Raw genomic sequence first — 26,063 nt, forward strand, 5'->3', positions numbered from 1 at the left:
GAGAATAAATGATTTTCAAATACACGGAATATGCTACAACGTTTATTTATCTTTTTATTAATCTTTCTGATCCTGCCTGACATCTATCTGTATTTCAGATTTATAGTCAAGCTGACGACTAAATGCCGGTTACGCATTCTTTATTGGTTTCCATGTATCTTGCTGACTGCGGGAATTACTTACCTGGGATATTTTGCCAAAAATGTACAAGCTGAGCAACAGTTCCAGTTAGCAATCGGCTGGTTCTCCATTTTCTTTTTTCTATTTACGGCTCCTAAATTGATACTAGCCCTATGTACATTGGTTGGAGTACCTTTTCATAAATGGCTACGCTGGCCCCGAACTCCATTTATATGTACCGGACTGACATTAGGACTTATCTCTATCATCATTATTATTTATGGTTCTTTTATCGGACGTACACAATTTGATGTCAAAGAAGTCACTTACACTTCTTCCCGTTTGCCACAGGCATTTGACGGATATCGCATTGTTCAATTATCCGACATTCATATCGGTAGTTGGTATGGAAATGCTTCTGCTATTCAAAAGCTAGTCGATCTGGTAAATGAACAAAATCCTGATCTTATTGTCTTCACTGGAGATCTGGTCAATCACCGCGCAATTGAGTTGGACGGCTTTCAGGAAATACTAGCCGGATTAAAAGCGAAAGATGGGGTTTACTCCGTATTGGGAAATCACGATTATGGTCCTTATTATCATTGGAAAGATAAGCATGCTGAAGCAGAAAACCTGTCTGACCTCCAACAAAGGCAAGCAGCCATGGGATGGAAATTATTAAATAATGAGCATGATATCCTGAAACAAGGTAACGACAGCATTGCACTTATAGGAGTTGAGAACGAAGGCGAACCTCCTTTTTCCCAACATGGTGATTTAACCAAAGCAATGCGGGGCACGGAAGGCATGTTCCAGATTTTGCTGAGCCATAACCCGACACATTGGAGAAGAGAAGTACTTCCCCAATCGAATGTAGACTTAATGTTAGCCGGACATACGCATGGCATGCAAATGAAACTGGGGAATTACTCTCTTGCTTCCTATATCTATCCGGAATGGTGCGGAATGTATCTGGAAGAAGCACGAGGATTGTATGTAAATTTAGGAATCGGATACGTCGGATTGCCTTTCCGTTTCGGTGCCTGGCCGGAAATAACGGTGCTTACCCTACGACGGTAAGCACACTTTTTCCATTGACTTTCTTGTGCACCTGTACTTGAACAGAAATACGTTCACTCATTTCTTGTACGTGAGAAATGACTCCGATCTTTCGCCCTTGCATCTGCAATTGTTCCAATGCTTCCATTGCTGTCCGTAGGCTATCTGCATCGAGCGAACCGAATCCTTCGTCAATAAAGAGTGATTCTACTTTCAGGTTATTGCTCGATAAGGAAGACAATCCTAAAGCCAACGCAAGAGAAATCAAAAACGACTCTCCTCCGGAAAGTGAATAAACTGTCCGGACTTCATCACACATATCGCAATCAATTACCTGAAGTGCTAAAGTATTCGGTACTTGCTGTAATTTATATCGTTTAGATAAATAAGATAAATGCCGGTTAGCATGAAACAGCAATAAATTTAAGGTATAGCTTTGTGCAATTACTTTAAACTTCGCACCGTCAGCACTGCCTATCAGTTTATTCAGTTTTGCCCAGCGTTCAGCTTTCAGTTGTTTTTCCGCCAGTTCTTTTGCAATCTGCTCAGCAGTTACTTTGTTTTTTGCTTGTTGCAGTAACCTTGCTGTAACAGAAGCCAAGTTACTCTCAGTATTCGAATTTTCATTCTGTTGCTTTGCAATAGTTTCCGGCAACTGATCGGGAAATTCGATCTGTTTTTGTTGCTCCTGCAATTCCTTTATTACGATAGAAAGTTGCTTCTTCTCTCCTTGTAAGCCGGCAAGACGATTCTGTGCCGTCTCCACCTCTTTCCGGCTTTTTTCCAAAGCTGCATTCAGTTCCTTCTCTCTTCTGATAACGGCAGCTTCCGCCTCGTCCACACTCTTTCCCTTTAATAACTGTGATCTTTCCAACCGAAGTTCTTCCAATGCTTTTGCAATTATATCGAACCTGCCCTGTTCGGTTGCAACAGCAGTTTCCAAGATAGCCAACTGCTCTTTGGCAGAAGCAGCTTTCTGGTTCGCCAAACGGTAACGAGAGACATTCTCATGTAAAGCTGTACAATGAGCGCGCATCTGTTTGATCTCTTCATCATTCCGTTGCCATTCTGCGTAAAGATTACCATATTCAAGAATTCGTTCAGCCAGCTCCTTCAACTGATTCTTTATCTGCTCCTCATTCCCGCCTTCCGGATTTTCTTGTTGCAAAGCTGCTAATTGTGTTTTTAATTGCTCTTCCACACGTTGCAAATGAGCTAAATCCCGTTGCAAAGCAATGTTCCGGTTATTGATTTGTTGATAAGTGGCAACCGTCGCATTGTATTCCTGTTCCATACTTCGGAAAAGAGTATCTACCACTTCTTGCTCCTGATGATATGGATGCGTTGTACTGCCACAAACCGGACATGCCTCTCCTTCCTGTAACTGTTGCCGCAAAGCTTTTACATCCTTCCCTACTGCCATACGAGCATTTTCATAAAGGCGTTGAATTGTTTTCAAAGCAACCTCCTGCTCAGCCAATTGCTGTGCACTGACAATAGTCTCTTTGTCTAACTTCCCTATATCCTGTTTGGTTTTCATCTCAGTTTCAGTCAGTTGCCGCATATTCTGTAGCCGTACTAATTCATTTTTCAGCTTACCCTGAGTATCTACCAACGACGGATAGCCGAAAGCATTTAATCGGTTCTGGCATTCCTCATGCACTTTCAGACGGTTCTCCAATAAATCTTTTTCCTTTTGGAGAATCTCTTCTACTTGCTCCAATTCCAAAGTCTCTCCTTTCGCACGGTCCAGTAAAAGATTCATCGAATGATATGACATTTGTAACTGACTTGTAGCAGATCGAACTACCTTTCCATATTCTGTTACCCGTAGGCGTGCATCCTGCAATATCTTTTGCGACTGGGCATAGCCGGTTTGTTGCGATTGGATCTGTATATCCAATTGACGAGCTTTCTTCAAATCCGGTTGTATCGCCTCCCAGTGTGCTTTAAAAAGTATCAATTCCTCTTCCTGCAATTGCAACGATCTTTGCAAAGCCACCATTTTCTCTTGTCCGGACTGTTCTTCTTCCTCTTTTTTCTTCCATAGCTCCTCTTGTGTTTTCAGTGAACGAACTATATTTAATTGAGTATTCAAGTCTCTTAACAAGTTAATTCCTGCATCACGTCTTTCTGTCAATTGCTCCTTCTCTTTTTGTAAAGCGAGGAGTTCTTCTTCAGGCATTAATTCAATCACACTCATCCTACTATGAATGAGAGCCACTTCCTCCTGTGCAGCCTTATTCTTTGCAAAAACTTCCTGCGAGATTCTGGAATAAATACTTGTACCTGTAAGCTTTTCAAGCAATTCGGCTTTTGCCGTACCTCTGGATTTCAAGAAAGTTGCAAAATCATTCTGAGCCAATAATACCGTCCGGGTAAATTGCTCATAAGTCAATCCTACCAACTCTACCAACTGGGCCAACAGTTCTTTTTTAGTGCCCTGATATTTTTGATCCGTATCCAAGTCCTTCACCTCCAACACCTGCGGCTGCAAAGAACCATTCGATTTAGACCTCGTCCGCCTAACCGACCAACGAGAGCGATACCGATGTCCGTCTACTCCTTGAAAATCAACTTCCGCATATCCTTCTCCCGTTCCCCGGCGAAGCAAGTTCCTTACATCAGACTGGTTGATCTGATTATCTCCCACATCCGAAAGAGAAATACTCTCCACCGAATTTGCAAAACGGGGAGCCTTATCATAGAGGGCAAGACACAAAGCGTCCAGTAAAGTAGACTTTCCAGCACCTGTCGGTCCGGAAATAGCAAATATTCCCGCAGAGCGAAGAGGCTCTTCCGTAAAATCTATTTCTACACTTCCTTCTATCGAAGTAAGATTCTTCAATCGAATCGCTATTATTTTCATCCTTCTTCCTCCTCTTCTTTACGAGTTGCCGACACATATGCTTCCTGAAATAATTCAGTCAATTCATCCGACATTTCTGTCTGATAGCTCTTCTCAAACACAGATTGTACTATTTGTAAAGGAGACATCTCCTGTAAACCTTTTATCCAAACATCATTTCCTTTTTCTACCTTACCTTCCTCTTGACGATAAGTAGAAACAATACGAGCCAAACGGTAATTCTTATCTGCCAGTGCCTCTTCAACTTGCTGGCGGAGCATAGGCTCAGGTTCATCCAACAAGACTTTTACTTCCAAATATGGAGCTTCACCATTTATTTCAGGCAACTCTCGTAAAGCTTTCAACACTGATTCCGGCTGCTCCGCTGCTCCATTCGGTACACTCAGCAAAGTGATTAACTTCGGACATTCAAGTCTTTCTATCTCTACTGCACAACCTTCATCAAAGGTTACCATCACAACCCCATGATGATAATATTTCTCCGCAAATGACATCGGAATCGGACTTCCCGAATAACGTACATTCTCTCTGCCGGATACCCGTTGCGCTTTATGAATATGCCCCAAGGCAGTATAAGCTATCTGCTCAGAAAAAACCTCCGGCGACACACATTCCAAACCACCGATAACCGTCCGTTCACTATAATCTTTTTCCGCAATCTCCGAACCTGTAGCCTGTAGATGCCCTATTGCCATAATAGACTGTCCCCCTTTCCTACGCTCCCATGTTCTCTGCAAAAGTTGTGTATAAAGTTTGCGAACTCCCTCTGCATAAGGATTGCCATCTGTCTGTACAACCGGATAATCTCCCTGCCGCAAGAAAGGAACTGCCATACAAAGCAATTCCACTTCTCCCCGACGATTCTTTAATTCTATTATTAAATGGTCATGATCAATCTCTCCTCCATCCTGTTTCCGCACCACTCCTCTTACCTCTGTCCGCATCGCCTGTAACAATGGCAAAGGAGCCTCTAATCGTGCCGCAGAATCATGATTTCCAGCTACGATAACAATTTGCAGGTTTGGATTTTCAGCCGTCACCCGATAGATAAATTGGTAATACATTCGTTGCGAAGCTGCAGAAGGATTGGAAACATCAAACACGTCTCCGGCAATAATCAATGCATCGATTTCCTTATCACAGATCTCTTTTGCCAACCAATCCAGAAATATAGTATGTTCTTCCGTGCGGTCATACCCAAAGAAGGTTTGTCCCAAATGCCAATCGGCTGTATGCAATATACGTATCATATCATTCGACTCCTCATATAATAATAGACAAAAATAACACAAACAAAAAGATTATATAGCATTTACCTATGGTTTTTACCAATTTATCAAGTATCTTTGTTACAAATAATAATATTATACAGATAATGAACCCACAAAAAATGATCAGAACATTCTTATTTTTGTCAGTAATCTGCTTACCTTTTATATTAAAGGCGCAAGATTCAAAACCACTTCGTTTAGGAGTAGCAGGTGTATCACACGGACACCTTCATGAGGTAATTATCCGTATGGATAGGGGTGATTTTGAAATTGTAGGGGTTGCAGAACCGGATGAACAATTAAGAGCGAATAATCCACTTCGAAAAAAACTGGACTCTTCCCTTTTTTATGCAGATCTGGGAGAAATGCTTGATAAGACAAGACCTGAAGTTGTTGTTGCTTACGGCTCTATTTACGATCATCTTGCCGTAGTAGAAGCTTGTGCTCCACGCGGCATCCATGTGATGGTAGAAAAACCTTTGGCAGTCAATATGAAACACGCCAACCGAATGGCAGAACTAGCACGTAAAAACAATACATTGTTACTCACCAATTATGAAACGACTTGGTATAATACAAACCATGAAGTTTACCGTTTAATAAAGAAAGATAATGCGATAGGCAAAATAAATCGTATAGAAGTATACGATGGCCATGAAGGTCCCATTGAGATTGGTTGTGGAAAAGAATTTACCGACTGGCTGACTGATCCCAAGCTGAACGGTGGAGGTGCTGTGATTGATTTCGGTTGTTATGGTGCCAATCTGGTTACTTGGCTAATGGATGGAGAAAAGCCTGTTAGCGTTTATGCCGTTCTGAAACAGTTAAAGCCGGATAAATATCCAAAAGTAGATGACGATGCAACGATCCTAATTGAATATCCTTCGGCAACCGTACAAATTATGGGATCATGGAATTGGCCCAAAGGACGAAAAGATATGCATATTTATGGTAGTAAAGGATATATTTATCAGGATACACCTACATCCATGCGTATATTTACCAACCGGAAAGAGAGAGCGACACAACCTCCCAAACTGAAAGCTCCATACAATGATTCTTTCTATTATCTGAAAGCCGCCGTCCGTAAAGAAATCCAAGTGCTTCCTACTGATTTGTCTTCGCTGGAAAATAATTTAGTAGTGGTTAAAATACTTGAGTCTTCTATCAAAAGTGCTAAAAGCGGTAAGCCAGTCCGTTTTTAATATATCCAAACGCTGACAATCATACGGTAGAGAACGTATATTCTACGATACCTATCAATGATTTATCCTATAAAAAATTATGTCCCCAATTCCCGTTTCAGCCATACTACCATTACGGGGTCGGGAATGACAACTTGACGCTTCTCGATCTCGATAAGTTCTTTTTTGACCAGAGCCCGCTTTACGATGCTGACATTGGCCGATGAGCCGAGTTGGTATTTTTGCAAAACCTCTTGCGTGGTAAATTCGCTGTGAACCCCGTCTATGATGGCTCGCAAGAAATTCATTTGATAGGTCGTAAGGCTTTCAGTCTGCTTCTCGAACAGTGGGGTGTTCTGGTCGATAATATCCTGATAAGCCGCCTCAAAATCTCGTTCTGTGGCAATCGTATCCGTATGAATCCATACCAGCCATGCCAACTGTTGCACATACGAAGAATGGTTATCGACCCTTTGGCATATCTTTTCTGCCAACTCTTTCGAGATATGTTTGCCCGTAGCTTCGAAACGGCCGCAGATATAGTCGATCCAATCCAGCGTACCTATCTTCTGTAGATAAATGGCATCACCGAACTTGTAAAACGGTAGGCTTCTTTTCTCGAACAGTTCATTCATCAAATGCTTCTTACTGCCGAACAAACAGTAAGACACTGATTTTTGCAACTGCCATACGGAACGCAGCCGCTTCTGGAATGTCTTAGAATCTTTGAACTCGGCAATTTGCTGAAACTCATCGATGCAAACGACAATATTATAACCTTTCTTCTGCGCTATCTTTTCGGGGAGTTGTAAGATTTCGTCGATGTCGCTGCTCTTAGGATTCATCTCGAGTGATATGGAGAAATCCGTCATCGGATCTGCGCCCATCGAAATTTTGGGACTGATACGAGAAAGGAACAATTTGATATTCTCCAACCATTCGTCCACTTTAGAGGAGGTTTGTTTGAGAATAGCAGAGGCAAAGGCATCATAGAAATCCCTGTCGCTACGACATGAAAAAATATCAAGGTAAACGATTTTCAGTTTGTCTGACTGTGCTAAATGACGCGCTTTCTGCACCAGAGATGTTTTGCCCCAACGACGAGGCGAGATCAGCACCGTGTTTATACCATGACGGAAATTCAATAACAGACGTTCCGTTTCTTTCTTCCGGTCGGTAAAGTTATCGCCCGATGTCGCAACGCCAAATATAAAAGGCTTTTTCTCCATAATATTCAACTATTATTTCATCACAAAGATAAGTAACATATTTATTACTAACAACATTATTACTAATAAAATTATTAGGAGTGTCGAGCTTTGGATCGAAACTCGTTTTAAGCTGCTGTCGCAATACGCAAGTTCGTAGTTTAGTCGTTTAGCGTCATTTCTCCCATTTTTTTCGGTTATTCCAGAGATTTTACGTAAGTTTGCAGTATATAAAAAATACAACCCATGAAAATACTATATTATATTTATCAGATTTGTATAGCTTTACCGATCTTATTAGTATTAACGATTCTTACTGCAATTGTTACCATTGTAGGCTCTTTAGTGGGAGGAGCTCATTTCTGGGGATATCACCCGGGGAAAATATGGTCACAGTTAATTTGTCTTTTTCTTCTTATCCCCGTAAAAGTTCATGGTCGTGAGAAATTACATGATAAAACTTCTTATATCTTTGTCCCCAACCACCAAGGTTCCTTTGACATTTTTCTAATTTATGGTTTTATCGGAAGAAACTTCAAGTGGATGATGAAAAAAAGTCTCCGCAAACTACCTTTCGTGGGCAAAGCTTGCGAAAGTGCAGGACATATTTTTGTGGATCGTTCCGGTCCCAAAAAAGTATTGGAAACCATTCGGCAGGCAAAGGACTCTTTGAAAGATGGAGTATCTCTGGTAGTATTCCCCGAAGGGGCACGTACCTTTACCGGACACATGGGATATTTCAAAAAAGGGGCTTTCCAACTGGCGGATGACTTGCAACTGGCAGTAGTTCCCGTCACCATAGATGGTTCATTCGAAATACTTCCGCGTACAGGCAAATGGATACATCGTCATCGGATGATTTTGACTATCCACGATCCAATTCCTCCTAAAGGGAAAGGGATAGAAAACATCAAAGCGACAATGGCAGAAGCTTATACAGCCGTAGAAAGTGCGTTACCGGAGAAACATAAAGGAATGATTAAAAATGAAGATCAAGACTAGTAGAAACCAAAATCCATGTATTGAAAGCATAAATTCAATACATGGATTTTTTTCAAACATATTCTAAATCTTTCCGATTTCCTTATTTCTTCATCAAACTATTCTGTTCCATCCGTTGATGTTCCTCTATCAACTTCATGTTTTCTCTCGCTTTCTTCAGATATTCCTTCACCATTTTATTATCTTTGAAAGAATAAGGAGCATCTTTAATAATATCGTCAATCTGTGGAGTCATGACAGGATAAGGCAATGAGTTACAAAGCATAATAAACACATTCGGTCCCAGTACATTCTCATAATTATCAGAAATGAATTTCTTCACGTACTTATTCATCTCATTTACCAGTGAATCTCCTTCTGAAACCAATTGTCGGTGTATTTCTTCATAATCAGCACCGTCCATTACCATACGGGTCTCTTTCTGTTCCAACTCTTCGATACTTACTTCCAATTCGTTCTTCTTACGAATAAACTCATATAAAGCAGTATTCAAAGGTGTACCTTCCGCTTTTATCTCCATATTACTGATCGTAACGGTAACTTTACCTCTCTCCAACACGATAGGCATAATGCTTTCATCATCCATATAAAGAGTTACCATCTGTACGGAATCCATTTTACCCTTCATCGAAAACAAACCATGAATTACTTCCGCCGAATCGATTTTAAGCAATTCCCCATCTTGGACGGTCTTCAAATATAATTTTTTTCCATCCAAGCTGTTCACCGATGAAGTTCCTTCTATCTTATACGTATGTGTACATGATGCAATAAAAGGAAGTAAAAGCAATATAGGCAAAATTTTATTCACGTTCATCTATGTGTTATTATATCCGGGTACAAAGGTACAACTGATTCAGAATCAAAAGAAACATTTTATCAATATTTAAAATTTGTAATACTCTTTTCTTTAATAATCCTTATAAACTAAGGTAGTAAACCTTCTATTTCATTTAGTTTATCTAAATTTGCAGGTATGAACACAACAACTTATGCCCCCTTTGCCAAACCGCTTTACGTCATGGTAAAGCCTGTAGGAGCTGTATGCAATCTTGCATGCAAGTACTGCTACTATCTGGAAAAGGCAAATCTCTATAAAGAAAATCCAAAACACGTAATGAGTGATGAGCTTCTGGAGAAGTTTATTGATGAGTATATCCATTCACAAACCATGCCTCAGGTACTTTTCACTTGGCACGGTGGAGAAACATTGATGCGTCCGCTCTCTTTCTACAAAAAGGTCGTGGAACTTCAAAAGAAATATGCACGTGGACGCTCCATCGACAATTGTATCCAGACCAATGGAACTATGCTCACCGACGAATGGTGCGATTTTTTTCGTGAAAACAATTGGTTGGTAGGCGTATCTATTGACGGTCCGCAGGAGTTTCACGACGAATATCGCAAAAACAAAATGGGGAAACCTTCCTTCGTGAAAGTTATGCAAGGTATCAACCTTCTGAAAAAACATGGAGTGGAATGGAACGCTATGGCAGTAGTCAATGATTTCAATGCGGACTATCCGCTTGATTTTTATAACTTCTTTAAAGAAATTGGTTGTCATTACATTCAGTTTGCTCCTATTGTAGAACGTATCATACCGCATGAGGACGGACGTCACTTAGCTTCTCTCGCAGAAAACAAAGAAGGTGAACTCGCCGATTTTTCAGTCAGCCCGGAGCAATGGGGAAATTTCCTTTGCACACTTTTTGATGAATGGGTGAAAGAAGACGTCGGCAATTACTACATACAGATATTCGATTCCACACTTGCCAATTGGATGGGTCAACAGCCCGGTGTATGTACCATGGCAAAGAGTTGTGGTCATGCAGGTGTGATGGAATTCAACGGAGACGTTTATTCATGCGACCATTTTGTTTTTCCGGAATATAAACTCGGCAATATTTACAGCCAAACGCTTGTTGAAATGATGCACAGCGAACGACAGCATAATTTTGGAGCGATGAAACACCAGTCGTTGCCTACTCAATGCAAAGAATGTAATTTCTTGTTTGCCTGTAACGGTGAATGTCCTAAAAACAGGTTCAGCCGGACTTCTGAAGGGGAACCGGGGCTGAACTATTTATGCAAGGGATATTACCAGTTTTTCCAACATGTGGCTCCCTACATGGACTTCATGAAGAATGAATTAATGAATCAACGTCCGCCTGCCAATATTATGGAGGCTTTGAAGAGTGGTAAACTAAATATCGAGAGTTAATTATCAAACATCAAATATATTTTCTAATTTCTTAGTATAAATGAACAGATTAAAATTCTACTTATTAGCACTGACCGCGCTGATTGCGTGTTCCGCAAAAGCGGATGAAGGTATGTGGTTATTGCAACTGATGCAACAACAACATTCCATCGATATGATGAAAAAACAAGGACTAAACTTGGAAGCACAGGATATATACAATCCTAACGGTGTTTCTCTGAAAGATGCCGTCGGTATCTTTGGAGGAGGCTGTACGGGAGAAATCATCTCACCGGAAGGTTTGATCCTGACCAATCATCACTGTGGCTACGCTTCTATTCAACAACATAGCAGTGTAGAGCATGACTATCTGACTGACGGTTTTTGGGCTACCTCCAGAGACAAAGAACTCCCGACTCCGGGATTAGTTTTTACTTTTGTAGAACGTATCGAAGATGTAACGGATCTTGTCAATGCCAAAATTGCCGCTAAAGAAATCTCCGAAATAGAGTCTTTCAGTGGAGAGTTCCTTAATAAACTGGCAATGGAACTTTATTACAAGAGTGATCTTAAAGGTCAAAAGGGAATTATGCCGAAAGCTCTTCCTTTCTATGCCGGAAATAAATTCTATTTGTTTTATCTGAAAGTATATGAGGATGTACGTATGGTAGCTGCTCCTCCTTCGTCTATTGGTAAATTCGGTGGCGAAACAGATAACTGGATGTGGCCTCGTCATACCGGTGACTTCTCCATGTTCCGCATCTACGCCGATGCTAACGGAGAACCTGCGAAATATAATCCTGCTAATGTTCCTCTGAAAACTAAAAAACACCTGACCATCTCTATCAAGGGGTCGGAAGCGGGGGATTATGCCATGATTATGGGATTCCCGGGAAGTACTAGTCGCTACCTGACCGTATCGGAAGTGAAAGAACGTATGGAATCACTCAATGAGCCACGTATCCGCATTCGTGGTGCACGTCAGGATGTATTAAAAGAAGCGATGAATGCCAGCGATAAAATTCGCATTCAATATGCCAACAAATATGCCGGATCCAGCAACTATTGGAAAAACTCGATTGGTATGAATAAGGCAATTATCGACAATAACGTGTTGGAAACAAAAGCGGAACAGGAAGCTAAATTTGCAGAATTTGCCAAAGCACAGAACAATGCAGAATATGCTACGGTAGTCAATAAAATCGATGATGTTGTAGCTAAAACATCGCCTCTCAATTATCAAATGACTTGCTTACGCGAAGTGTTCTTCGGAGGGATTGAATTTGGCAATATCCAATTGGACAAAATACGCAAAGCACTTGAAGAAAAGAATGAGTCTCTGATCAAATCTCGATTGAAAGGTCTGGAACAGAGTTACCAAAGAGTCCACAATAAAGATTATGATCATGAAGTAGACCGTAAAGTGGCCAAAGCTTTATTGCCTCTTTATGCTGAAATGATTCCGGCCGAACAACGTCCGTCTATCTATCAAGTGATCGAACAAAAATACAAAGGCGATTATAACAAGTTTGTGGATGATATGTATGACAATTCCATCTTTGCCAACCGGACGAATTTTGAAAAATTCCTCAAAAAACCAACAGTTAAAGCCATCGATCAGGATTTGTCAATGCAATATACCAAGTCCAAATATGAAGCTTTTGAGAAATTAGCTTCACAGATAAGTTCGCTTCAAACAGAATTGGCTTTATTGCACAAAACATATATCCGCGGACTGGGTGAAATGAAACTGCCTGTTCCTTCTTACCCGGATGCAAACTTTACACTCCGTCTCACTTATGGTAATGTGAAACCATACGACCCGAAAGATGGTGTACATTATAACTATTACACAACAACCAAAGGTATTCTTGAGAAAGAAAATCCGGAAGATCGTGAATTCGTTGTACCTGCCAAACTGAAAGAGCTGATTGAAAAACAAGATTATGGTCGATATGCATTACCAAATGGCGATATGCCCGTTTGCTTCTTGTCTACCAACGATATCACCGGTGGTAACTCCGGTAGCCCGGTTTTGAACAAGAACGGTGAATTGATCGGCTGTGCTTTCGATGGCAACTGGGAATCACTAAGTGGTGACATCAACTTCGACAATAACCTTCAACGTTGTATCAACCTGGATATCCGCTACGTCCTGTTTATTCTTGAAAAATTAGGAAACTGCGGTCATCTGATTAATGAAATGACTATCGTAGAATAAATGAAAAAACAATTCATATTTGCCTTTTTTTCATTGGCAACTCTTAGCATCCACGCTGACGAAGGCATGTGGATGCTAACTGATCTAAAAGAGCAAAATGCTGTTGCCATGCGGGAACTCGGTCTTGAGATCCCCATAGAAGAAGTGTACAATGCCAACGGACTTTCGCTGAAGGATGCTGTGGTGCATTTCGGTGGAGGATGTACAGGAGAAGTTATCTCTTCACAAGGACTAGTTCTTACTAACCATCACTGTGGCTATGGAGCTATCCAACAGCACAGTAATGTGGAACATGATTATCTGACTGACGGTTTCTGGGCTATGAACCGCGATGCCGAACTTCCTACTCCGGGGTTAACTGTCACGTTCATTGACCGTATCCTTGATGTGACGAGTTATGTCCAGGAACAATTAAAGAAGGATAAAGACCCTGAAGGAACAAACTATTTGTCTCCTAGCTACCTGACTTCCGTAGCAGGACGTTTTGCCAAAGATGAGAATATCGAAATGACTCCTGCAACCAGACTGGAGCTTAAGGCTTTCTACGGCGGCAATAAATATTACCTGTTTATTAAAACAGTGTATAGTGATATCCGTATGGTAGGTGCCCCACCCTCTTCCATTGGTAAATTCGGAGCAGATACTGATAATTGGATGTGGCCACGCCATACCGGCGACTTCTCACTCTTCCGTATATATGCCGATAGAAACGGAAAACCGGCAGCATACTCTAAAGATAATGTACCCCTACAAGTGAAAAAGCATCTGACTATCAGTCTTGCCGGAGTACAAGAAGGTGATTTCACTTTTGCTATGGGATTTCCGGGACGTAACTGGCGGTACATGATCTCCGACGAAGTGGAAGAACGTATGCAGACAACGAACTTCATGCGTCAGCATGTACGCGGAGCACGTCAGAAAGTTCTCATGGAACAAATGCTGAAAGATCCTGCTGTACGTATTCATTATGCTAGTAAATATGCTTCTTCCGCTAACTATTGGAAAAATGCGATTGGGATGAACGAAGGTCTAGTCCGTTTGAAAGTATTGGATACGAAACGTGCACAACAAGAGGAACTTCTTGCTCGTGGACGTGAAAAAGGAGATGATTCTTACCAGAAAGCATTCGAGGAAATACGCTCGATAGTAGCTCACCGACATGACGCTACCTATCACCAACAAGCTATTAATGAAGCACTAGGCATAGCACTCGACTTTATGAGATTTCCTTCCACCACTGAAATAGTATCCGCTCTCAAATCCAAAGATAAAAAAAGAATCAACGAAGCTACTTTAAGACTGAAACTGGAAGGCGAGAAATATTTTGCATCGGTCCCTTTCCCTGAAGTAGAGCGGATGGTTGCAAAAGAAATGTTGAAAACGTATGCAGGATATATCCCGGAAGATCAGCGTATCAACATATTCGAAATCATCAAATCCCGCTTCAAAGGAGATACGGATGCTTTTGTGGATGCCTGTTTTGAATACTCGATCTTTGGCAATCCGAAAAAATTTGCTAAGTTCATTGCAAAGCCGAGTTTATACAAGATCGAACATGACTGGATGATCTTATTCAAATATTCCATTACTGATGGAATCCTGAAGACAGTCATCGCCATGAAAGAAGCAAATCAAAATTATGATGCCGCCCATAAAGTATGGGTAAAAGGCATGATGGACATGAAACAGGAAAAAGGTATTCCCATCTATCCGGATGCAAACTCAACCCTGCGACTAACTTACGGTCAGGTACTCCCTTATGAACCTGCCGACGGTGTGGTCTATAATACCTATACCACTCTCAAAGGTGTGATGGAAAAGGAAGATCCCGAAAATTGGGAGTTTGTAGTTCCTCAGAAATTAAAGGATTTATACAACGCCAAAGATTACGGACGTTATGGTAAAGATGGTGAGATGCCTGTATGTTTTATAGTAAATACAGATAATACCGGCGGAAATTCAGGTAGTCCTGTATTCAACAGCAAAGGTCAATTAATCGGAACTGCTTTCGACCGTAATTACGAAGGTCTGACCGGTGATATTGCTTTCCGGCCTTCTTCACAGCGTGCTGCTTGTGTAGATATCCGTTATACGCTATTTATCATTGATAAATTTGCGGGTGCTTCACATATCATTGACGAGCTGACGATAGAAGAATAACAAATTCTTCTATATACATTGCATCTATTATTTCATTTATTACTTATATCATTCACTATTTCGTGAACAAAAACAGGATTTTACCGTTATATAAGAAAAAAGAATCTATAATTGCAGTCTTCAGAGGCTGAGTATTATAATTAAGAAAGGAAAAGATTATGGAAAAGTTTGCAGATTTAATACAATCCCCTACCCCCGTCTTGGTTGATTTCTTTGCAGAATGGTGCGGACCCTGTAAGGCTATGAAACCTGTTCTGGAAGAATTAAAATTAATCGTTGGTGATAAAGCCCGAATAGTAAAAATTGACGTGGACCAATATCAAGATTTAGCCACTCAGTATCGCATACAGGCAGTGCCGACTTTTATTCTATTTAAGAACGGAGAAGCGGTATGGAGACATTCCGGAGTAATCCACAGTAGTGAATTGAAAGGAGTAATTGAAAAGCATTACTCATAAAACAAGAAAAAAGAACGAATGAAAAAGGTATTATTAATGGTAGCTCTCGTTATGGTAAGCGTAATCGTTTATGCTTTCAATGACAGAGAAGAAAACAATCAAGGTAAAAAAGAAGTAACAGGTAACGGTGAAGTCATCGTCATGGACAAAGCAATGTTCATAAAAGATGTCTTCGATTTTGAAAAATCAAAAGAATGGAAGTACAAAGGCACTAAACCTGCCATCATCGATTTATATGCCGATTGGTGTGGTCCTTGCCGTCAAACTGCTCCTATCATGAAAGAATTGGCTAAGGAATATGCCGGAAAAATTGTTATTTATAAAGTAAATGTAGATAAACAAAAAGAATTGGCTGCCCTTTTCAATGCAACGAGCATTCCATTGTTCGTATTCATCCCCATGAAAGGAGAGCCGCAACTATTTCGTGGAGCGGCAGATAAGGCGACTTATAAGAAGGCTATCGATGAATTTCTTTTGAAGTAAAAAGAGTGTAGCTATCCTCTAAGGATACTTACACTATCGTAAAGATACAGTGACGCTATATGCATGGTATAGCGTCACTCTTTTTTATATGCCTATATAATACTTATTTATAATAGCCTACCGGATGATTCATCATCGGAATCTGACTATCTTTCAGCTGTAATACAGTTCTCAATTTATCAATATCCATTGAAGCTCGTGGAACTGTGGCTAAATGAGCTGTAGTACAAAACAAAGAGATGTTTTGGGAAACAGCTCCAACATCGACAGCTCCCATCAATTGATTCCGCGTATTCTTTGCATCACCGAAACGGGAAACATCACTAATCAACACCAAAGATACCGGAGCTCCTTTCACAAACGCTTGACTTCCTGCCACGGCGTCACGATGATCTCCCTCGCTTATTAAATTTAGTTGATGAGCCTTTGCATCATACAAATAACTGCCTTCAGGAAGGATCACATAAATATCCACATCTTGCTTGTTCAATGCAGAAGGAGCCGTTCGTTTGCCGTCAGGACGATTGATTCCATTTGCCGCCCACAATAAATCCGACAAATCGGACAAGCTCAATGCTTTCGAAGCATATTCACGAGTAGAATGTCGTTCGGACAAAGCTTTCATCACTGTACCGCCCTTCCGGTTCAAATCTGGTTTCGGTAACTTAATTACCTTGTCAGCAGCAGAAGCTGCAACCGTAAACAATAAACACATCAAAATTAGTTGTACTTTTTTCATATCTGTGACATTTAAAAGTTGATGAACAAATAAACGAAAAAAGGCCTGCATTCGCAACGGGATGCAGACCTTTTTAGAGTTATTTATAAGGTTTGATTACTTATCGCCGAAATAACGGTTGTACAATCCTTCAAAACCTTTACCATGACGAGCTTCGTCTTTACACATTTCGTGTACAGTATCGTGGATAGCATCCAAGTTTAATGCTTTAGCACGAGTTGCAATACGTTTCTTGTCTTCGCACGCACCTTGTTCAGCATCTTTACGTTTTTGCAGGTTAGTCTTGGTATCCCATACGCAGTCACCCAGCAATTCAGCAAATTTAGCTGCATGTTCTGCTTCTTCCCAAGCGTAACGTTTGAAAGCTTCAGCTACTTCAGGATAACCTTCGCGGTCTGCCTGACGGCTCATTGCCAAATACATACCTACTTCAGTACATTCACCCATGAAGTGATTGTTCAGGTCTTTGATCATTTCTTCGTCACAACCTTTAGCTACGCCAATAACATGTTCGTCAGCAAAAGCCAAAGCAGCACCTTCAGTTTCAACAACTTCAACGAATTTGCTAGCAGGAGCTTTACACAAAGGACATTTCTCAGGAGCTGCGTCACCTTCATAAACGTAACCGCAAACAGTACATCTAAATTTTTTCATTTCTTCTCAATTTTAAATTAATTAGTCAAATACGTATATTATTGTTCGTTTAAACAGTTCTTACAGATTCCTTTATAATAATAATGCATTTCTGATACATGATGACCATCGATTTCCTGATCCTCTACCGATTTAATTGCTTCCGGACATTTCAAATCATAAATATGTCCGCAAGATTTACAGAGAAAATGGGCATGTGCAGAAGTATCTCCATCAAAGTTGGCATTCTTTTCATCAATGGTAAGCATCAACGCTGCCCCCTGTTCTGCAAAAAGTTTCAGGGTATTATAGACGGTAGTCTTTGATAATGTAGGCATAGAAGGGGACAAAGCCGTATATATTTCATCAGCCGACGGATGCGTACGATGTTTCATCAAATACTCCATAACGGCAATACGCTGCATGGAAGGTTTTATGTTGTACTCTAATAATTGTTCGTATGCACCCATTATCTTCTTCTTTCCAAATTTGTATTCATTACAATTATAAATTTGATGCAAAGATAAAAAGCTTTTATTTTATTTGCAAATAAAATCGAGCTTTTCTCAATAAGTTTTATCTCGCTTTATCGCCACATCTTGAGGATTCGCAGTCGAAAAGACAGAAATTCAAAACTATTTTCTAATTTTGCAACCACTATATATAAATAAGGTATAAGATGAACTACGGATTCGTAAAAGTAGCAGCAGCTGTGCCGCACGTTAAAGTGGCCGACTGTAAATTCAACGCAGAGAAGATAGAAGGTCTGATCGCAATAGCGGAAGGCAAAGGGGTACAAATTATCGCATTCCCCGAAATGAGTATCACTGGATATACATGCGGTGACTTGTTTGGACAGCAACTTTTGCTTGAACAAGCTGAAATGGGGCTCATGCAGATTCTGAATAATACCCGCCAATTGGATATTATTTCTATTGTAGGCATGCCCGTTGTTATTAATTCGACAGTAATCAATGCTGCTGTAGTGATTCAAAAAGGGAAGGTGTTGGGCGTCGCAGCTAAAACCTATTTACCTAATTACAAGGAGTTTTACGAACAACGTTGGTTTACATCTGCTCTCCAATTGACAACCAACAATGTACGTTTATGCGGGCAAATGGTTCCCATAGGTGCCAATCTGCTTTTTGAGACTTCGGATACGACATTTGGAATTGAGATATGTGAAGACCTATGGTCCACAATTCCTCCCAGTTCTTCACTAGCTCTGCAAGGAGCAGAGATCTTGTTCAATATATCTGCTGATAATGAAGGTATCGGAAAAAACAATTATCTATGTTCTTTGATCAGCCAGCAATCTGCCCGATGTATTGCCGGATATGTATTTTCATCCTGTGGCTTCGGAGAATCTACTACAGATGTAGTTTTTGCCGGAAATGGACTGATTTATGAAAATGGTTCACTGCTGGCACGTAGTAAACGTTTCAGCATGGAAGAACAGTTGATTATCAGTGAAATCGATGTAGAGCGTATACGTGCAGAACGAAGGATTAACACCACTTTTGCCGCCAACCAAGCCAATTTAGGAGACAAGAAAGCAATATGTATCACTACAGAATTTGTCAATAGCAAAGAACTGACGCTCACACGTAGTTTTAATCCTCATCCTTTTGTCCCGCAAGGAGCTGAACTGGATGAACGTTGTGAAGAGATATTTTCTATTCAAGTAGCCGGATTAGCACAACGGCTGTTACATACAGGAGCTAAAACGGCAGTAGTAGGCATTTCCGGAGGATTGGATTCTACGTTGGCTCTATTAGTGTGTGTAAAGACATTCGATAAACTCAAATTATCACGAAAAGGAATTCTGGGAATTACAATGCCTGGTTTCGGAACCACTGACCGCACCTACAACAATGCCATCGATCTTATGAAATCGTTAGGAATATCAGTTCGTGAAGTCAGTATAAAGGAAGCTTGTATCCAACATTTCAAGGACATCGATCATGATATCAATGTGCATGACGTTACCTATGAAAACTCACAGGCACGCGAACGGACACAGATACTGATGGATATCGCCAACCAAACTTGTGGTATGGTTATAGGCACAGGAGATTTATCTGAACTTGCGTTAGGATGGGCAACCTATAACGGAGACCATATGTCTATGTACGGTGTCAATGCAAGTATTCCAAAGACTTTAGTAAAATACTTGGTACAATGGGTAGCCGAAAATGGAATGGATGAAGAATCAAAAACAACTTTATTAGATATTGTAGATACCCCTATCAGCCCGGAGCTTATTCCTGCTGATGAGAATGGAGAAATAAAACAAAAAACAGAAGACTTGGTAGGGCCTTATGAACTACATGATTTCTTCCTCTATTATTTTTTGCGTTACGGATTCCGTCCTTCTAAAATTTACTTTTTGGCTAATCTTGTATTCAAAGAAATTTATGACGAAGAGACAATTAAAAAGTGGCTGTCTACCTTCTTCCGCCGTTTCTTCAATCAACAGTTCAAGCGTTCTTGCTTGCCTGATGGACCTAAAGTAGGAAGTATTTCCATCAGTCCACGTGGTGACTGGCGAATGCCAAGTGATGCCAGTTCAGCAATGTGGTTGAAGGAAATAGAGGACTTATAGTATTCTATTATAGAGGAAGCTTGTGCCACTACGATGGCACAACTGTGTCTTTATATTGGCACAACTGTTCCACTGGGATGGCACGGTTGTGCCAACCAATAGGCACAACCGTGGCACTCTTTTATTTTTATTTCGATATTACAGCCTTTTTAATCCGTTCGATATCAGCTTCTTGGATGATCCGTATAAGGTTCTTATAAATTCTATGAAAGCCATACTTTTCTCCAGTCATTTCATCGATTGCATCCTCCTTAGAAACTTCCTGAAAAATGATACGATAAAACGCACAAACAACACCTGTACGATCGGAACCATGGTGACAGTGAATCAATATTGGTCCTTTACGATTATAAATAATACGTAATGTTTCTATCAATTGCTTTTCATTAACAGAACCAGCTCTCATCTTTAAACGATGTAGTTGTAATGTGGTGCCTCTCGCTTCATCATTATCACTATGCCATCTGCGGAGATTCAAAACTTCATGAATCCCATATTCTTGCAAAGCTTTAAAATCAATTTCTGTAGGTTGTTCCGAACGATATATATCTGTATCGATCTTATACATATTGATCAGATTACTACCGGGAACAATAATTTTTTCAGCTTTGACATTCTGACCATAAATAGCCAATGATAATATAAGTCCCCAAAAGCATAATAAAAGATGTTTCTGCATAAATCAACGCACCAGATTCGAATTAAAGTACTCCCTTACTGGAAGGCAGTTCAAAATGATAAATATCTCGTTTCAACGCCATTTTCAAAGCTCGGGCAAGGGCTTTAAAAATCCCTTCTATTTTATGATGTTCATTTTGTCCTTCCGCTTTGATATTCAAATTCATTTTCGCAGCATCACTCAATGATTTGAAAAAATGAAGAAACATTTCAGTGGGCATATCCCCTATTTTCTCACGATTGAATTCTGCCTCCCAAACTAACCAAGAACGTCCTCCAAAATCTAAGCAAACCTGACAAAGACAATCATCCATGGGAAGAGCGTAACCATATCGCTCAATACCTCGCTTATTTCCTAATGCCTGATAAATACATTCACCTAAAGCAATAGCCGTATCTTCGATGGTATGGTGCTCATCCACTTCCAAATCACCTTTCACCTGTATAGTTAAATCCATACCGGAATGTTTTCCTATCTGCTCAAGCATATGATCAAAGAATCCCAAACCGGTAGAAATCTGACAAATACCGTTTCCGTCCAAATCCAAAGCTACATAAATATCTGTTTCTTTTGTCGTACGGCGCACTTCAGCTTTTCGCTCTCCTGCAAATAAAAATTCTGCAATCTTATCCCAATCCTTTGTTGCCAATACACAGACTTCTTCCAGTCCTTTTTCTTTCAATAATTCAACAGAATCTTGTAAATAAATAGCTTTACAACCCAAGTTCCTTGCCAGTTCCACATCAGTAGGACGATCACCTATTACAAAGCTTCCTGCCAAATCGTACTCCGGATTGTCAATGTACTTTTTCAACATTCCGGTGCGCGGTTTACGTGTTGGAGCATTATCCTCAGGAAAGCTACGATCAATCAGAATTTCATCAAAAGTGATTCCTTCTCCTTCCAGAGTTTTCATCATTAAATTGTGAGCAGGCCAAAAAGTCTCTTCCGGAAAAGAAGAAGTACCTAAGCCATCTTGATTAGTTACCATCACAAACTCAAAGTCAAGTTTGCTACGGATAAATCCCAAGTTTCGGAATACTTTAGGATAAAATTCCAATTTCTCTAAAGAGTCGAGTTGATAATCAACAGGCGGTTCGATTACCAACGTTCCGTCTCTATCTATAAATAGTACTTTCTTTTTCATAAATTATCCTTGATATTTCTTGAGAGCATCCAACAATATATTATTTTCTACTCGTGTACCGACTGTTACTCGTAAACAATTGCCACATAATGCAATGGAATTTCGATTACGCACAATGATTCCCTCGCCAACTAAATAATTATAGATTTTCACAGCATCAGTAACTTTAGCCAGAAAGAAGTTTGCATCGGAAGGGTACATTTTAACCGTACAAGAAAGTTGTTCAAACTCCTTTTCCAGATAATCCCTTTCTTCTTTTAAGGTTCTTACCCAACGTTCTATTTCATAATATTTATGTAACATAGAAATAGCCTGTTGCTGAGTGAGCTGATTAACATTATACGGATATTTGATTTTACTCAAAATACCAATAATTTCTACGGAAGCAAAAGCCATTCCCAAACGAATAGCAGCACATCCCCATGCCTTAGAGAATGTCTGGAAAACGATCAAGTTAGGATATTGATCTAATTCCTCCAGAAAAGAAGGAACCTCCGAGAAATCGTTATAAGCTTCGTCCAAAATAATCAAACCTTCAAATTCACGAATCAGTTTTTCTATTTCAGTACGGAGTAGATCATTCCCTGTCGGATTGTTGGGTGAACAAAGGAAAATCAGTTTGGTATGTTCGTCAGTAGCCGCCAACAATTTATCTGCTGAAAACTGGAAATTATCATCCAACAGAACTTTGCGGTATTCTACATCATTCACATCTGCGCAGACCTGATACATACCATAAGTAGGATCAATGGCTACTACATTATCTTTGCCGGGTTCACAGAAAGCGCGAAATACCAAATCAATAGCTTCGTCACTACCATTTCCCAAGAAAATATGTTCGGGAGATACTTTCTTTATCTTCGACAATTGAGTTTTCAGTTCCCACTGCATCGGGTCCGGATAGCGGTTATGAGGCAAATTGTACGGATTCTCATTCGCATCCAAAAAGACGGAAGCCGTAACTCCTTTATATTCATCGCGTGCCGAAGAATAAGGTTTCAACTTCCATATATTCGGCCGGGTGAGCTCTTGTAACGTTTTCACTTTATTATTCTTTTAATTACTGAATCTACTTTACCAATCACTAAATCTTTATTTCAAGGAATCCAAACGAACTGTTACTGCATTTTTATGTGCATCCAGATGTTCGTTGGCTGCCATCTCCTCAATAGCAGGACCGATTGCTTGTATCCCATCTGAGACAATCTCCTGAAAGGTTATTTTACGAATAAAACTATCGAGACTTACTCCGCTGTATGCTTTTGCATAACCATTAGTTGGCAATGTATGATTGGTACCGGAAGCATAATCACCGGCACTCTCAGGAGTCAATGATCCCAAGAAAACTGAACCTGCATTTGTTATACGCTCAGCTACTTCCAGGTAGTTTTCAGTTTCTATAATCAAATGTTCCGGTGCATAAGCATTTGTTAATTCCAATGCTTCTTCCAGATCACGGACAAGAATCAATTTACTATTTTCTAATGATTTCTCAGCTATTTCTTTACGAGGAAGTCTCGCTAATTGGCGCTCAACCTCAAGAACAACCTCCGCCTGAAGTTTTTCAGAAGTAGTTATCAGCATTGCTTGGCTATCTACTCCATGTTCAGCTTGCGAAAGAAGATCTGCTGCAACAAAAACAGGATTGGCAGAAGCATCTGCCAATACCTCTACTTCGGAAGGGCCGGCAGGCATATCAATCGCTACATCACGTAAGCTCACCAACTGCTTGGCAGCTGTTACATACTGATTACCCGGACCGAAAATCTTATAGACTTTAGGGATACTCTCAGTTCCATAAGCCATAGCAGCAATAGCCTGAACTCCACCAGCCTTGAATATTTTACTTACCCCCGCTAATTGAGCTGCAAAAAGTATGGCCGGATGGATATTTCCATTCTTATCAGGAGGAGTACAAAGCACGATCTCTTTACATCCCGCAATTTTAGCAGGAACAGCCAACATCAACACAGTAGAAAAAAGTGGTGCTGTTCCGCCGGGAATATAAAGTCCGACTTTCTCAATGCCTACTGATTTTTGCCAACAAGTTACTCCATTCATTGTCTCTATCTTCTTTCCAACAAAACGCTGGGAAGCATGGAACGTTTCGATGTTTTGCTTCGCTAAAGAGATAGCTGCCTTTAGTTCATTACTAATCTTGCCTTCTGCCTCTTTTATCTCTTGTGAAGTTACAGGTAATGTAGATAAAACAGCTTTATCAAATGTAGCTTCATATTCCAGAACTGCCTTATCACCTTCAGCTCTTACCTTATTAATAATGGAACGAACTGTATCAAACAAATTCTCCGTATTCAATGCCGGACGTTTCAGCAGTTCCGACCATTGTTCCTTTGAGGGATATTTTATTAATTTCATTCTTATACTATCATTTTCTCAATTGGCAATACCAAAATACCTTCTGCTCCCAGTCCTTTCAGCTTCCCGATAATTTCCCAGAAACGTTTTTCATCCAATACTGTATGGACAGAACACCAGCCTTCTTGTGCCAAAGGCATAATAGTAGGACTTTTCATACCAGGCAGAACAGCTATAATTTCTTCCAGTTTATCTTTCGGTGCATTCATCAATACATACTTCTTGTCCTCAGCAGTCTTCACTGCATTCATACGAAATAGTAATTCTTCCAACACTTCTTTCTTTTCGTCGCTCATGTTTTTATTGCCAATTAGCAATGCTTCGGACTTCATCACAACTTCAACTTCTTTCAAACGGTTGCTAACCAATGTTGATCCGGAGCTTACAATATCAAAGATTGCATCTGCTAATCCAATACCCGGAGATACTTCTACTGAACCGGTAATTACGTGTATTTCTGCATTTACTCCATTCTTCTTCAAAAAATTCTTCAAAATGACCGGATAAGAGGTTGCTATTTTCTTACCATTGAACCATGATAAACCTGGATATTCAATATCTTTCGGCATAGCTAGTGATAAACGACATTTGCTGAATCCCAATCGTTTTACAATCTCAGCATCTTCTTCTTTTTCCATAAACTCATTTTCACCTACAATGCCCAAATCAGCTACTCCTGTAGCTACTGTCTGAGGAATATCATCATCACGAAGAAACAAAACTTCGATAGGAAAATTGGAAGATTGTACCAATAAGGTACGCTTGGTTGTACTCAATTTAATATCCGACTCTTCTAAAAGTGCCATAGTCTCTTCGAAGAGACGTCCTTTGGCTTGTACTGCGATTCTTAACATGACTTTATTTTATTATGAATTTATAAATTGCATTTGATAAATAAAAAAGGCTTACCGTATTCGGCAAGCCTTCGTTATCGTTATAAAGTATACACAATATCATCCACGCCCACCGAGTTATTCGTTAGGAAAATGATGATGATGATGTGTAGCTGTATATTTCATATTCTTTAGTTACTGCGACAAAAGTATAGCATTTGTTTGATACCTCCAAACAATTATCACAAAAAGTTAGAGCCTATTTAAATTTTATTCAATATCATCCTAATAGCTGCTAGTTTTACCATTTCCTCTACCGAATCAAATGTCAATTCATCGTTTCGGCAGAGTCTTCTATAGTTGTCAAACCATGCAAATGTCCTTTCCACCATCCATCTTTTTCCAATTGGTTTAAAGCCATTAACCTTATCGCCGCTTACCACAACTTCAAGGATATATCCGAAAACTGTTTTTGTTTTGCCTGCTATTTCTCCACGATAACCAGCATCAGCTAATATGATTTTGACTCCTTTTATTTTCTTATTCACATCAATGCCGCTGAGAGAACGATTATTATTACCCCAACGTACACTTTGACTATCCATAATACCCAGGCTAGCTTCTGCTTTTTGTCCCATTTGGACACGCACCTTTTCTCGTAAGTTATTCAATAACAAATCAGATTCACCCAAAGGGCACCATTTGCACCCTGTTTTCACTAGCTAGAAGATTGCATTCCATATCTCACGTAAATCATATTTTCGCTTCCTTCCTTGCAAGCTCAAGATACTTGCCACTGTGTTTCTTCTAAATCCG

22 protein-coding genes are annotated in these 26,063 nt (G+C 40.1%); 9 read left to right on the top strand and 13 right to left on the bottom strand.

What is annotated here, in order from left to right; all coding sequences use genetic code 11:
- Window positions 1-30 precede the first annotated feature (30 nt).
- Window positions 31-1,200, top strand: coding sequence for a metallophosphoesterase (locus CZ225_RS15920; RefSeq protein ID WP_077154685.1), 1,170 nt, complete (start codon window positions 31-33; stop codon window positions 1,198-1,200).
- Here CZ225_RS15920 and CZ225_RS15925 read toward each other — a convergent pair.
- Both CZ225_RS15925 and CZ225_RS15930 read right to left on the bottom strand, forming a co-directional pair.
- Complete coding sequence (locus CZ225_RS15925) at window positions 1,184-4,048, bottom strand: AAA family ATPase (protein ID WP_077154686.1); 2,865 nt, start codon at window positions 4,046-4,048, stop codon at window positions 1,184-1,186. The two genes, CZ225_RS15920 and CZ225_RS15925, sit on opposite strands and share 17 nt — an antisense overlap.
- Window positions 4,045-5,298, bottom strand: coding sequence for an exonuclease SbcCD subunit D (locus tag CZ225_RS15930; protein ID WP_077154687.1), 1,254 nt, complete (start codon window positions 5,296-5,298; stop codon window positions 4,045-4,047). Before CZ225_RS15930 ends, CZ225_RS15925 begins: the two co-directional genes overlap by 4 nt.
- Before the next feature lie 125 nt (window positions 5,299-5,423).
- Between CZ225_RS15930 and CZ225_RS15935 the strand changes: the two genes are divergently transcribed.
- Window positions 5,424-6,524 carry a Gfo/Idh/MocA family protein gene (locus CZ225_RS15935; RefSeq protein ID WP_077154688.1) on the top strand — a complete coding sequence of 367 codons (1,101 nt, stop codon included), beginning with the start codon at window positions 5,424-5,426 and terminating at the stop codon, window positions 6,522-6,524.
- A gap of 77 nt (window positions 6,525-6,601) precedes the next feature.
- On the opposite strand, the gene CZ225_RS15940 is transcribed toward CZ225_RS15935, so the two are convergent.
- Window positions 6,602-7,732, bottom strand: coding sequence for an AAA family ATPase (locus CZ225_RS15940; protein ID WP_077154689.1), 1,131 nt, complete (start codon window positions 7,730-7,732; stop codon window positions 6,602-6,604).
- Window positions 7,733-7,957: 225 nt separating this feature from the next.
- On the opposite strand from CZ225_RS15940, the gene CZ225_RS15945 reads away from it, so the two are divergent.
- Window positions 7,958-8,713, top strand: coding sequence for a lysophospholipid acyltransferase family protein (locus tag CZ225_RS15945; RefSeq protein ID WP_077154690.1), 756 nt, complete (start codon window positions 7,958-7,960; stop codon window positions 8,711-8,713).
- A gap of 82 nt (window positions 8,714-8,795) precedes the next feature.
- Here CZ225_RS15945 and CZ225_RS15950 read toward each other — a convergent pair whose 3' ends face one another.
- A complete protein-coding gene (locus CZ225_RS15950; protein WP_077154691.1) occupies window positions 8,796-9,530 on the bottom strand; it encodes a DUF4369 domain-containing protein in 735 nt (244 codons plus the stop codon).
- A 159-nt stretch (window positions 9,531-9,689) separates the two neighbouring features.
- On the opposite strand from CZ225_RS15950, the gene CZ225_RS15955 reads away from it, so the two are divergent.
- The 5 genes from CZ225_RS15955 to CZ225_RS15975 all read left to right on the top strand — a co-directional run bounded on the left by CZ225_RS15955 (window position 9,690) and on the right by CZ225_RS15975 (window position 16,235).
- Complete coding sequence (locus CZ225_RS15955; RefSeq protein ID WP_077154692.1) at window positions 9,690-10,934, top strand: anaerobic sulfatase-maturation protein; 1,245 nt, start codon at window positions 9,690-9,692, stop codon at window positions 10,932-10,934.
- Between the two features lie 40 nt (window positions 10,935-10,974).
- Window positions 10,975-13,134 carry a S46 family peptidase gene (locus tag CZ225_RS15960; RefSeq protein ID WP_077154693.1) on the top strand — a complete coding sequence of 720 codons (2,160 nt, stop codon included), beginning with the start codon at window positions 10,975-10,977 and terminating at the stop codon, window positions 13,132-13,134.
- The gene (locus tag CZ225_RS15965; RefSeq protein WP_077154694.1) at window positions 13,135-15,294 is read left to right on the top strand and encodes a S46 family peptidase; all 2,160 of its coding nucleotides are present in this window, start codon (window positions 13,135-13,137) and stop codon (window positions 15,292-15,294) included.
- A gap of 158 nt (window positions 15,295-15,452) precedes the next feature.
- The gene (gene trxA, locus CZ225_RS15970) at window positions 15,453-15,752 is read left to right on the top strand and encodes a thioredoxin (protein ID WP_077154695.1); all 300 of its coding nucleotides are present in this window, start codon (window positions 15,453-15,455) and stop codon (window positions 15,750-15,752) included.
- 18 nt (window positions 15,753-15,770) lie between these two features.
- Window positions 15,771-16,235: a thioredoxin family protein gene (locus CZ225_RS15975; protein ID WP_077154696.1), complete on the top strand. Its 465-nt coding sequence runs from the start codon at window positions 15,771-15,773 to the stop codon at window positions 16,233-16,235.
- A 103-nt stretch (window positions 16,236-16,338) separates the two neighbouring features.
- Here CZ225_RS15975 and CZ225_RS15980 read toward each other — a convergent pair whose 3' ends face one another.
- The 3 genes from CZ225_RS15980 to CZ225_RS15990 all read right to left on the bottom strand — a co-directional run bounded on the left by CZ225_RS15980 (window position 16,339) and on the right by CZ225_RS15990 (window position 18,077).
- On the bottom strand, window positions 16,339-16,974 hold the full coding sequence (locus CZ225_RS15980) for a SagB/ThcOx family dehydrogenase (RefSeq protein ID WP_077155855.1): 636 nt from the start codon (window positions 16,972-16,974) through the stop codon (window positions 16,339-16,341).
- 96 nt (window positions 16,975-17,070) lie between these two features.
- Complete coding sequence (locus tag CZ225_RS15985) at window positions 17,071-17,628, bottom strand: NADH peroxidase (RefSeq protein WP_025074650.1); 558 nt, start codon at window positions 17,626-17,628, stop codon at window positions 17,071-17,073.
- A 38-nt stretch (window positions 17,629-17,666) separates the two neighbouring features.
- A complete protein-coding gene (locus tag CZ225_RS15990; protein ID WP_129585916.1) occupies window positions 17,667-18,077 on the bottom strand; it encodes a Fur family transcriptional regulator in 411 nt (136 codons plus the stop codon).
- Between the two features lie 209 nt (window positions 18,078-18,286).
- Between CZ225_RS15990 and CZ225_RS15995 the strand changes: the two genes are divergently transcribed.
- Complete coding sequence (locus tag CZ225_RS15995) at window positions 18,287-20,212, top strand: NAD(+) synthase (protein ID WP_077154697.1); 1,926 nt, start codon at window positions 18,287-18,289, stop codon at window positions 20,210-20,212.
- Window positions 20,213-20,339: 127 nt separating this feature from the next.
- Here CZ225_RS15995 and CZ225_RS16000 read toward each other — a convergent pair whose 3' ends face one another.
- From CZ225_RS16000 to CZ225_RS23425, 6 genes are all read right to left on the bottom strand, one after another.
- Window positions 20,340-20,891, bottom strand: a complete 552-nt coding sequence (locus CZ225_RS16000) for a tyrosine-protein phosphatase (protein WP_077154698.1) — start codon at window positions 20,889-20,891, stop codon at window positions 20,340-20,342.
- 22 nt (window positions 20,892-20,913) lie between these two features.
- Window positions 20,914-22,038, bottom strand: coding sequence for a bifunctional histidinol-phosphatase/imidazoleglycerol-phosphate dehydratase HisB (gene hisB, locus CZ225_RS16005; RefSeq protein WP_077154699.1), 1,125 nt, complete (start codon window positions 22,036-22,038; stop codon window positions 20,914-20,916).
- A gap of 3 nt (window positions 22,039-22,041) precedes the next feature.
- Window positions 22,042-23,082 carry a histidinol-phosphate transaminase gene (gene hisC / locus CZ225_RS16010; RefSeq protein WP_077154700.1) on the bottom strand — a complete coding sequence of 347 codons (1,041 nt, stop codon included), beginning with the start codon at window positions 23,080-23,082 and terminating at the stop codon, window positions 22,042-22,044.
- A 48-nt stretch (window positions 23,083-23,130) separates the two neighbouring features.
- A complete protein-coding gene (gene hisD / locus CZ225_RS16015) occupies window positions 23,131-24,414 on the bottom strand; it encodes a histidinol dehydrogenase (protein ID WP_077154701.1) in 1,284 nt (427 codons plus the stop codon).
- 2 nt (window positions 24,415-24,416) lie between these two features.
- A complete protein-coding gene (gene hisG / locus CZ225_RS16020) occupies window positions 24,417-25,268 on the bottom strand; it encodes an ATP phosphoribosyltransferase (RefSeq protein WP_025074656.1) in 852 nt (283 codons plus the stop codon).
- Window positions 25,269-25,510: 242 nt separating this feature from the next.
- Window positions 25,511-25,966, bottom strand: coding sequence for a transposase (locus CZ225_RS23425; protein ID WP_234983065.1), 456 nt, complete (start codon window positions 25,964-25,966; stop codon window positions 25,511-25,513).
- Window positions 25,967-26,063 lie beyond the last annotated feature (97 nt).

It is taken from the genome of Bacteroides bouchesdurhonensis, from assembly GCF_900155865.1.
Classification (GTDB): domain Bacteria; phylum Bacteroidota; class Bacteroidia; order Bacteroidales; family Bacteroidaceae; genus Bacteroides; species Bacteroides bouchesdurhonensis.

Bases quoted from the DNA above. Each gene is read 5' to 3' on its own strand.
- CZ225_RS15920 (WP_077154685.1), top strand. From the start codon at position 31: ATGCTACAACGTTTATTTATCTTTTTATTAATCTTTCTGATCCTGCCT.
- CZ225_RS15925 (WP_077154686.1), bottom strand. From the start codon at position 4,048: ATGAAAATAATAGCGATTCGATTGAAGAATCTTACTTCGATAGAAGGA.
- CZ225_RS15930 (WP_077154687.1), bottom strand. From the start codon at position 5,298: ATGATACGTATATTGCATACAGCCGATTGGCATTTGGGACAAACCTTC.
- CZ225_RS15935 (WP_077154688.1), top strand. From the start codon at position 5,424: ATGAACCCACAAAAAATGATCAGAACATTCTTATTTTTGTCAGTAATC.
- CZ225_RS15940 (WP_077154689.1), bottom strand. From the start codon at position 7,732: ATGGAGAAAAAGCCTTTTATATTTGGCGTTGCGACATCGGGCGATAAC.
- CZ225_RS15945 (WP_077154690.1), top strand. From the start codon at position 7,958: ATGAAAATACTATATTATATTTATCAGATTTGTATAGCTTTACCGATC.
- CZ225_RS15950 (WP_077154691.1), bottom strand. From the start codon at position 9,530: ATGAACGTGAATAAAATTTTGCCTATATTGCTTTTACTTCCTTTTATT.
- CZ225_RS15955 (WP_077154692.1), top strand. From the start codon at position 9,690: ATGAACACAACAACTTATGCCCCCTTTGCCAAACCGCTTTACGTCATG.
- CZ225_RS15960 (WP_077154693.1), top strand. From the start codon at position 10,975: ATGAACAGATTAAAATTCTACTTATTAGCACTGACCGCGCTGATTGCG.
- CZ225_RS15965 (WP_077154694.1), top strand. From the start codon at position 13,135: ATGAAAAAACAATTCATATTTGCCTTTTTTTCATTGGCAACTCTTAGC.
- trxA (WP_077154695.1), top strand. From the start codon at position 15,453: ATGGAAAAGTTTGCAGATTTAATACAATCCCCTACCCCCGTCTTGGTT.
- CZ225_RS15975 (WP_077154696.1), top strand. From the start codon at position 15,771: ATGAAAAAGGTATTATTAATGGTAGCTCTCGTTATGGTAAGCGTAATC.
- CZ225_RS15980 (WP_077155855.1), bottom strand. From the start codon at position 16,974: ATGAAAAAAGTACAACTAATTTTGATGTGTTTATTGTTTACGGTTGCA.
- CZ225_RS15985 (WP_025074650.1), bottom strand. From the start codon at position 17,628: ATGAAAAAATTTAGATGTACTGTTTGCGGTTACGTTTATGAAGGTGAC.
- CZ225_RS15990 (WP_129585916.1), bottom strand. From the start codon at position 18,077: ATGGGTGCATACGAACAATTATTAGAGTACAACATAAAACCTTCCATG.
- CZ225_RS15995 (WP_077154697.1), top strand. From the start codon at position 18,287: ATGAACTACGGATTCGTAAAAGTAGCAGCAGCTGTGCCGCACGTTAAA.
- CZ225_RS16000 (WP_077154698.1), bottom strand. From the start codon at position 20,891: ATGCAGAAACATCTTTTATTATGCTTTTGGGGACTTATATTATCATTG.
- hisB (WP_077154699.1), bottom strand. From the start codon at position 22,038: ATGAAAAAGAAAGTACTATTTATAGATAGAGACGGAACGTTGGTAATC.
- hisD (WP_077154701.1), bottom strand. From the start codon at position 24,414: ATGAAATTAATAAAATATCCCTCAAAGGAACAATGGTCGGAACTGCTG.
- hisG (WP_025074656.1), bottom strand. From the start codon at position 25,268: ATGTTAAGAATCGCAGTACAAGCCAAAGGACGTCTCTTCGAAGAGACT.